The 7285-nt window shown below is 64.0% G+C and carries 3 protein-coding genes and 1 pseudogene; all 4 read left to right on the top strand.

What is annotated here, in order from left to right; all coding sequences use genetic code 11:
- The coding region (imuA, locus tag F8N21_RS24650; RefSeq protein ID WP_150644609.1) for a translesion DNA synthesis-associated protein ImuA at window positions 1-421 on the top strand (421 nt) is incomplete at its 5' end.
- A gap of 7 nt (window positions 422-428) precedes the next feature.
- Window positions 429-1844 carry a Y-family DNA polymerase gene (locus F8N21_RS24645; protein WP_150644608.1) on the top strand — a complete coding sequence of 472 codons (1416 nt, stop codon included), beginning with the start codon at window positions 429-431 and terminating at the stop codon, window positions 1842-1844.
- Window positions 1820-4918, top strand: a complete 3099-nt coding sequence (locus F8N21_RS24640; protein WP_224788284.1) for an error-prone DNA polymerase — start codon at window positions 1820-1822, stop codon at window positions 4916-4918. Before F8N21_RS24645 ends, F8N21_RS24640 begins: the two co-directional genes overlap by 25 nt.
- 292 nt (window positions 4919-5210) lie before the next feature.
- Window positions 5211-7270 (top strand): annotated as a pseudogene (locus F8N21_RS24635) (ATP-binding protein).
- Window positions 7271-7285 lie beyond the last annotated feature (15 nt).

Here is a 7285-nt window from a genome sequence, read left to right as displayed (position 1 = left end):
GTGGCCGACCCTGGCGCGGTTGTCCGCCAAGGGTGAGCGGATTGTCCTGGTGGCGCCGCCCCATGTGCCGTATCCGCAGGCCTGGCAGAACGCTGGCGTGGATCTGCGTCAGTTGTCGGTGATCCAGGCCAGTGACCGCGATGCCCTGTGGGCCGCTGAACAATGCCTGCGTTCGGGCAGTTGCGGCGCGGTCCTGTGCTGGCCGCAGAAGGCCGACGACCGGGCCCTGCGCCGGCTGCAGGTGGCCGCCGAAACCGGGCAGACCCTGGCGTTCGCCTATCGCTCGATCAAGGAAGCCATCAACCCTTCGCCCGCGGCCTTGCGGATCGCCATCGATGCCCGGCCGGCGCAACTGCGGGTGCTCAAGTGCCGTGGCGGGCTGGCCCGCTCGGCACCGATCGCCTTTACCACAGGGCATTGAGGTTGACATGCGTTGGGTTTGTATACTCTTTCCGCAGTTGGCGCTGGATGCTGCGCTACGTCAGCGGCCCGATCCCGAAGAACCGCTGGCGCTGCTGACGGGCTCTGCGCAGCGCCGGGTGTTGCAGGCGGTGAACGCCGCTGCTCGGGCGCTTGGCCTGCGGCCGGGGCAATCGCTGACTGCCGCCCATGCCTTGAGCAAAGCCTTTGCCAGCGCCGAATACGACCTTGCCGAGATCGAGCGCTGGCAGCAATTTCTCGCGGCCTGGGCCTACCGTTTCAGTTCCCAGGTGAGCGTGTTTTATCCCCGCGCCTTGTTGTTTGAAATCGAATCGAGCCTGGGTCTGTTCGGGCCCTGGCCGCACTTCGAGGCGCGGCTGCGGGCGGAACTCACGGCGCTGGGTTTTCGTCATCGCATCGTCGCTGCGCCCAATCCGGCGGCGGCACGGATCCTGGCCAACGCTTATGACGGCCTGGCGGTGACGGACAATCAGAGCTTGTCGCGAATCCTCGGGCAGATGCCCATCGACCGGATCGGGCTCGAGCAGGAGGTCGCCACAGCCTTGTCGCGCATGGGCCTGCGGACCTTGAGTCAGGTCCAGGCATTGCCGCGCCATAGCCTGGCGCGGCGCTTTGCAGCCCAGGTGCTCAAGCACCTCGACACACTGCAGGGCGACCGCCCGCTGGCCCTGGCGTTTTACCTGCCGCCGGACCGCTTTGACGTGCGCATCGAGCTGAACTTCGATGTCTTGTCCCATCAGGCGCTGCTGTTCCCGTTGCGCCGGCTCACCACTGATCTGTCGGCGTTTCTCTGTGGCCGTGACAGCGGCGTGCAGCGTTTTGACCTGCATCTGGAACATGCCGGGTTGCCTGACACGCAGATCAAGGTCGGCCTGCTCAGCGCCGAGCGCGATCCGGCGATGCTCTTCGAGCTGGCCCGCGGTCGACTGGAACAGGTGCAGGTCGGGTCGCCGGTGCGAGGCTTTCGTCTGGTGGCCCAGGACTTGCCCAGGTTCGTCCCGCAGCACCGGGAACTGTTCGATGAGCGCCCGCAGCAATCCTTGCCCTGGGAACAACTGCGCGAACGCCTGCGGGCGCGGCTGGGGGATGACGCGGTGCATGGCCTGCGCTTCCAGGCCGATCACCGGCCCGAACACAGTTGGCAGCCGCACGCCGATAGCCAGGGCTGCCCGCCGACCCCCGGCCTGCAGCGCCCGGGCTGGTTGCTCAGCGAACCGCTGGCGGTGCCCGAAGGCGCGGCGCGGATCCTCATGGGGCCGGAGCGCATCGAGTCCGGCTGGTGGGATGGCGGTGATGTGCGCCGCGACTACTACCTGATCGAAACCCGCTCCGGCCAGCAGGCCTGGGCCTGGCGCACTGTGGGCGAGGCCGGGCCCTTGTGGCTGCAAGGCTGGTTCGCATGAGCCTCGAGTATGCCGAACTGCACTGCCTGTCGAACTTCAGTTTCCAGCGCGGTGCCTCCAGTGCCCGCGAGCTGTTCGAGCGGGCCAAACGTCAGGGCTATCAAGCCCTGGCGATCACCGACGAGTGCACCCTGGCCGGCATCGTCCGCGCCTGGCAGGCCGCCAAAGAGCTGGAGTTGCCGCTGATCATCGGCAGCGAAATGCGCATCGAAAACGGCCCGAAGCTGGTGCTGCTGGTGGAAAACCTCGAGGGCTACCAGGCGCTGTGCCGGCTCATCACCCGGGCGCGGCGCCGGGTGGAAAAAGGTCAGTACCAAGTGCTGCGGGAGGACTTCAGCGAACCGTTGCCGGGGTTGCTGGCGCTGTGGCTGCCCGACACCCTCGAGGTCGAGGGGGAAGGGCGCTGGCTGCGGCAGGTGTTCGGCGAGCGGCTGTGGCTGGCCGTCGAACTGCACTGCGGGCAGAACGATGCCCGACGGCTCGCGGATTTGCTGGCCCTGGCCGCCGCTCTGGATATTGCGCCGCTGGCCAGCGGCGATGTGCATATGCACGCCCGTGGACGGCGCGCCTTGCAGGACACCATGACCGCGATCCGTCATCACCTGCGAGTCGACGAGGCCGGGCAACGCCTGCACCCCAACGGCGAACGGCACTTGCGCAGCCTCGAGGCCTTGCAGGCACTCTATCCGCCGCAGCTGCTTGAAGAGGCAGCGCGCCTTGCCCGGCGCTGCACCTTCGACCTCGGCCAATTGCGCTATCAGTACCCCCGGGAACTGGTGCCTGAAGGTCAGACCGCAGCCTCCTGGTTGCGCGAGCTGACCGAGCAGGGCATGCGCTGGCGCTGGCCTGAAGGGGTGGAAGACAAGGTGCGGGCGCTGATCGAAAAGGAACTGCAGCTGATCAGCGAGTTGGGCTACGAGAGTTACTTCCTCACCGTCCACGATATCGTGCGCTTCGCCCGCAGCCGCGACATCCTCTGCCAGGGTCGCGGTTCGGCGGCCAACTCGGCGGTCTGTTATGCCTTGGGCATCACCGAAATCAACCCCGGCCTGATGAACATGCTGTTCGAGCGCTTCCTGTCCAAAGAGCGCAACGAGCCGCCGGACATTGACGTCGACTTTGAGCACGAGCGGCGTGAAGAGGTGCTGCAGTACGTGTTCCAGCGCTATGGCCGGACCCGCGCGGCGCTCACGGCGGTGGTCAGCACCTACCACGGCGCTGGCGCGGTGCGGGATGTGGCCAAGGCCCTGGGTTTGCCACCGGATCAGGTCAATGCCCTGGCCGATTGTTGCGGCCACTGGAGCAACGAACCGCCCTCGGTGGAGCGTCTGCGCGAAGGCGGGTTCGATCCGGACAGTCCGGTGTTGCGCCGGGTGCTGAGCCTGACCGGACAACTGATCGGCTTTCCCCGGCACCTGTCCCAGCATCCGGGCGGTTTCGTGATTTCCGAGCAACCGCTGGACAGCCTGGTGCCGGTGGAAAACGCGGCCATGGCCGAGCGCACCATCATCCAGTGGGACAAGGACGACCTGGACATGGTCGGGCTGCTCAAGGTCGATATCCTCGCCCTTGGCATGCTCAGCGCCATCCGCCGTTGTTTTGACCTGTTGCGCCGTCATCGCGGGCTTGATCTGAGCCTGGCGACGGTGCCCAAAGAGGACCGGAAAACCTACGAGATGATCGGGCGCGCCGACACCATCGGCGTGTTCCAGATCGAGTCCCGGGCGCAGATGTCGATGTTGCCGAGGCTCAAGCCGGTGAAGTTTTACGACCTGGTGATCGAGGTGGCCATTGTCCGCCCCGGTCCGATCCAGGGCGGTATGGTCCATCCGTATCTGCGCCGACGTAACAAGGAGGAGCCGGAAAGTTATCCGTCAGAACAATTGAAAACCGTCCTGAAGCGCACCCTTGGAGTGCCGCTGTTTCAGGAGCAGGTCATGCAGATTGCCATCGTTGCCGCCGATTACAGCCCCGGCGAAGCCGACCAGTTGCGGCGTTCCATGGCCGCCTGGAAGCGTCATGGCGGGCTGGAACCCCATCAGATACGGCTCAAGGAGGGCATGCTGAAAAATGGCTACACAGAAGCATTCGCCGCGCAGATCTTCGAGCAGATCAAGGGCTTTGGCAGCTATGGTTTTCCCGAGTCCCACGCCGCCAGTTTCGCCCTGCTGACCTACGCCAGTTGCTGGTTGAAATGCCATGAACCGGCGGCCTTTGCCTGCGCGCTGATCAACAGCTGGCCGATGGGTTTCTACAGCCCGGACCAGATTCTGCAGGACGCCCGTCGGCATCATCTGCAGATCCGCCCGGTGGACGTGCGCGCCAGCGACTGGGACTGCAGCCTGGAGCCGACCCGGGATGAACAGCCGGCGATCCGTATGGGCTTGCGGATGATTCGCGGTTTTCGCGAGGACGATGCCCGGCGCATTGAAGCGGCGCGCCTGGTCGGTGCGTTTGTCGATATCGCCGACCTCGGCGAGCGGGCCCGCCTCGACGCCCGGGCTCAGGAGCAACTGGCCGACGCCGGGGCTTTGCGCGGGCTGGCCGGGGATCGCCATCGGGCGCGCTGGGAGGTGGCAGGGGTGCAGAAACAGTTGGGGTTGTTTGCCGGTTTGCCCTGCCAGGAAGAGTCGCTCGTGGTCTTGCCCAAGCCAACCGTGAGCGAAGACCTGCAAGCCGACTACGCCAGTGTCGGCACCACCCTGGGCCCGCATCCGCTGGCCTTGCTGCGGGCTGAACTGAAAGCCCGGCGCTGCCGCAGTTCGCGGGAATTGCTCGAGGTCGAGCATGGGCGCAACGTCAGCGTCGCCGGGCTGGTCACCGGCCGGCAACGACCGGGGACCGCCAGCGGCGTGACCTTCGTCACCCTGGAAGACGAGTTCGGTAACGTCAACGTGGTGGTCTGGCGTGACCTGGCCGAGCGTCAACGGCAGGTCCTGGTGGGTTCGCAGTTGCTGAAGGTCGACGGCACCCTGGAGACCGAGGGTGAAGTGCGGCATTTGATTGCCGGGCGCTTGAGTGACTTGAGCTCGCTGCTGACCGGGATCAGTGTGCGCAGCCGGGATTTTCGCTGACAAGAACGGGTTATCCCGGTTGTTTTCCTGGTGCCGGTCAAGCCGGCGCCCCCATCCAGAGTCAGCGCAAACCACCTCGCGTCGCACAAGTCATTCCACCGTTATTGCGCGATCGCCCGGCAATGGGCTATATGACATTCAGTCATTATTTGAGAATGAGTAGAACGGACCGACCCAAGCGAGTGTCAACTGACAGCAATTGTCCGTTACCTCCGACTCCCCGTCATGTGTACAGAGTAAGCCGATGCAGTTTCTATCTGAAAGCCACGGGTGCCAGGGCTGGAGCGGTGAAATGGCCGGACGCATTCGCGCGTTCGACTGGTCCCTGACTGAACTGGGTGCCATCGAAACCTGGTCGACCAGTCTGCGCAGTACCGTGCAGTTACTGCTCGCCTCGCCGATGCCGCTGGTGGTGCTCTGGGGTAAACCTGGCTACATGATTTACAACGATGCCTATTCGCTGTTCGCCGGCGGGCGCCATCCGTATCTACTGGGCTCTCCCGTTGAACTGGGTTGGCCGGAAATTGCCGAGTTCAATCGCAAGGTGGTGGATGCCTGCCTGGTCGGCGGGACCTTGTCGTTTCACAATAAAGAGTTGGTGTTGTTGCGTAACGGCCAGCCGGAAAGCGTCTGGATGGATTTGTATTACAGCCCGGTGGCCGGTGACGACCAGGCCCCGGCGGGTGTCATGGCGATAGTGGTGGAAACCACCGCCCATGTCATATCCGAGCGCCGTCGAAAGAACGCCGAGCTGGCCTGGCGCGCCGCCAACGAACGGGTGGAGCTGGCACTCAATGCCGGGGCCTTGCTCGGTTCCTTTGTCCTGGACATCAAGGCCAATCTGCTGTCCGGGGATGAGCGTTTTGCGCGGACTTTTTCCTATCCGCTCGAGCAGCCGCTGGATCAGTTGGCACCTGATTTCGCCAGGGACAGGATTCACCCCGATGACCTGGAGGAGGTCAATCGACTGTTTGCCCATTCGCTGCAACATGGCAGTCCCTATAACGCCGAGTTCCGCGTTCGGTATCCGGACGGCAGCTACCGCTGGGTGCTGGCCAGCGGTTGCTGCGAGTACGACGATCAGGGCGAACCCTTTCGTTTTCCGGGTATTCTGATCGACATCCATGAACGAAAAATCGCCGAGGCCTCGTTACTCAAACTCACCCGCAATCTCGAACAGCGGATCGCTGATGAAGTGCAGGCGCGCCTGGCGGCCGAAGAGCAATTGCGCCAGTCACAGAAGCTGGAGGCCATTGGCGGATTGACCGGTGGCGTGGCCCATGACTTCAACAATCTGCTGCAGGTGATCGCCGGCAACCTGCACCTGCTGGCCCGCCATGAACCAGACAACCCGAACGTACAGCGTCGGGTCAGTGCGGCGATCGCAGCGGTCGAACGCGGTGCCAAGCTGTCATCGCAACTGCTTGCCTTCGCCCGTCGCCAGCCGTTGTCGCCGGCGGTCTACAGCCCGCGGCTAATCTACGAAGGCCTGGGTGAACTGTTGCAGCGGGCCCTGGGTGAAACCATTCGGATTGACGTGCAGCTACCCAATGACCCCTGGCACATTCACGTCGACCGCAACCAGCTGGAAAATGCCGTACTGAACCTGGCCATCAATGCCCGGGATGCGATGAAGGGCGAGGGGACCATTTGCATCAGTGGGGAGAACATCACACTGGACCGCAGGTTTTGCGCGGGCAAGGGCATAACCGCGGGCGATTATGTGCGCTTGGCGGTGACCGACACGGGAGAAGGCATGGCTCCCGAAGTTCTCAAACAGGCTTTCGAACCCTTCTTTACTACCAAGGCTGCCGGTCATGGCACCGGGCTCGGCTTGAGCATGGTGTTCGGTTTCGTCAAGCAGAGTGGCGGCCATGTGGAGATCGCCAGTAACGCCGGGCAGGGCACCACGGTGCAGATGTATTTTCCCCGCAGTACATTGCCGCAAACCCCGGAGTCGCCGATCAATGGCGCGCAACAGACGGGTGGGCAGGAGACCATCCTGGTGGTTGAAGACGACGAGGAGGTGCGCGCCGCCGCCGTCGAGCTGTTGCAGCAGGCTACAACGTACTGACCGCAGCCAATGGCGATAAGGCAATGGAGATGTTATTGGAGGGGACCCGGGTGGATCTGATTTTCACCGACGTGGTGATGCCCGGGCTGATCAAAAGCGCCGACCTGGCCGCCTGGGCCAAGGTGCAGTCGCCACCGATTGCGGTGCTGTTCACTTCGGGGCACACCCGGGACATCATCTCGCGCAACCACCAACTGAGTCCCGATACCCATCTATTGAGCAAACCCTACGGGCCGGATGCGCTCAGCACCATGGTCAGAACCCTGCTCGGCGCTTGAGCCTTGCCCCGATAT

Source organism: Pseudomonas fluorescens, from assembly GCF_902497895.1.
Classification (GTDB): Bacteria; Pseudomonadota; Gammaproteobacteria; order Pseudomonadales; family Pseudomonadaceae; genus Aquipseudomonas; species Aquipseudomonas fluorescens_BP.
Note: the sequence above shows the minus strand (reverse complement) of the source record. Positions and strands in the feature narration are given on the sequence as shown.